This is a genomic window from Paraburkholderia sp. BR14374 (assembly GCF_040948685.1).
GTDB classification, from domain to species: Bacteria; Pseudomonadota; Gammaproteobacteria; order Burkholderiales; family Burkholderiaceae; genus Paraburkholderia; species Paraburkholderia youngii.
This window is the reverse complement of sequence record NZ_JBFPKF010000096.1, coordinates 1-1,491: the sequence shown is the minus strand read 5'-3', so window position 1 is coordinate 1,491 and position 1,491 is coordinate 1. Positions and strand designations below refer to the sequence as shown.

Below are 1,491 nucleotides of genomic sequence, written 5' to 3'. Positions count from 1 at the left end.
AAGTCAGTATGACTCCCGTGCGACGAGGCTAGCCGCCGTGCGGATTTGAGCGCGGGTTAGCATGGCTGCCAGAGCCGCATTGAGTGGGGACGGATCCGCCGCTCAACGGTCTGTTTCCGGCACGGAGGCTAGCATGCAAGACGATAGCACGTTGTACGTAGGGCTCGACGTCCACAAGGATTCGATCATGGTTGCCTACTCGGTCGATATGGGCGACGTGGAGTTGCTCGGCAAGATCGGTACGACACAGATCGAAGTTGATCGCTTATGCAAACGGCTGCAGTGCAAAGCGCGTCACATCTGCGTGGTTTATGAAGCGGGCCCATGCGGTTACGGCCTGTATCGACGGTTGATCGACAAGGGTTTCGACTGCATGGTGTGCGCACCATCACTCATCCCACGCAAGCCTGGTGAACGCGTCAAGACGGACCGCCGCGACGCAATCAAGCTGGTGCGCTCACTGCGAGCCGGCGATCTGTCTGCCGTGCATGTGCCAGCGATGGAAGATGAAGCGTTTCGCGATCTGGCCCGTGCCTGGTCATCAGCGAGAGAAGACCTCAAGCAGGCGCGATGCCGGCTGAAATCGTTCCTGCTCCAGCATGGCGTGAATTACTTTGGACGAGCGGACTGGGGGCCAGCTCACCGCCGCTGGCTGAGCACGTTCTCGTTTGACAGCGGCTGGCAACAACTTGCATTCAACGAGCACCGCCGCACGATCGAGGATCGCCTGGCGCAATGCGAACGACTGGAAACCGCGTTGCGTGAAGCCGTTGCAGACTGGCGTTTCTATCCCGCTGTGCTTGCGCTGCAGGCGATGCGGGGCATTAACTTCACGTCGGCTATCGGCCTGGTGTCCGAACTGGGCGATCTGTCACGCTTCGAGCATCCACGTCAACTGATGGCGTGGCTTGGTGTGACGCCGTCGGAACATTCGTCGGGTGGCAAACGGCGCCAAGGCAGCATCACGAAGACGGGAAACAGTTACGCAAGAAAGCTGCTGGTCGAATCCGCGTGGAGCTACCGCCATCCGGCACGCGTGAGCATTGAAATCCAGCGCCGTCACGAAGGCATTCCAAAGGCGATCATCGATCGGGCTTGGGACGCGCAACTGCGGCTATGCCGGCGATACCGGAAGCTGGTGGCCAGAGGAAAGATTGCCCATGTGGCCATCGTCGCAGTCGCCCGCGAACTGGCTGCTTTTATCTGGGACATTGGCCGGCTGGGCATGGCTATGGCAAGACCGCAGGACGTTTATTCAGTCTGACATCTGCGGAGCATGGAACCCGTATAGCAACAGAAGAGTTCCCTGAGGGCGGCGCAGCCCGGTATTCGAGCAACCCGCGTCCTCTTTTAGCAACGACACCAGGTCGGCGTGCGAAGCAAGTCAGCGGCAGGCTCATGAGACGGACCACCGTAATGCGGTACCCAACCCGCGAATATCAGCGTGATCCACCGTCGAGAGTTACTGCTACGCCGCCCTCAGGGAATTCG

At 59.8% G+C, this 1,491-nt stretch carries 1 protein-coding gene; it reads left to right on the top strand.

The genetic code is table 11. The annotated features are described in order from the left end of the window. Nucleotides 1-133: 133 nt before the first annotated feature. Nucleotides 134-1,264, top strand: coding sequence for an IS110 family transposase (locus tag AB3X86_RS38130; protein ID WP_368599886.1), 1,131 nt, complete (start codon nt 134-136; stop codon nt 1,262-1,264). Nucleotides 1,265-1,491: the final 227 nt, after the last annotated feature.